General features: G+C 34.2%; 1 protein-coding gene. It reads right to left on the minus strand.

Translation table 11 applies throughout. From position 1 onward, the window contains the following. The coding region (locus ACTHUR_RS21540) for an ImmA/IrrE family metallo-endopeptidase (protein WP_440400854.1) at positions 1-433 on the minus strand (433 nt) is incomplete at both ends.

Below are 433 nucleotides of genomic sequence, written 5' to 3' on the forward strand. Positions count from 1 at the left end.
GTGTATATACATCCTATCAGTAATCATTCCTAATTTATGCATCCGATATGCTAAGGCAACAAGTGATACACCAAATCGTCTTTTGATTTTTAATAAATTTTCAATAGTGATAGGAACATGACGATATAAGCGTAGTGCAGCTTCCGGCATTAAAAAAGCTGAAGCAAAGGCATTAGCCTCTTTTTCAATAATATCACGAGGTTCATCTTCTGTAATTTCACTATTTTTACTATGTTCCATACTGTATTTATCACGGATTAAGTGCCCTAACTCATGGGCAGCATCAAATCGACTACGTTCTGCAGATTTTTGTGTATTTAAAAATACGAATGGATGATTTTCATACCAAGTACAAAAGGCATCAATGTCCTTTGTATCTAAAGATAATGAAAATACACGAACACCCTTAGCTTCAAGTAGGGTAATCATATTC

The organism is Neisseria sp. P0021.S007 (assembly GCF_051956855.1).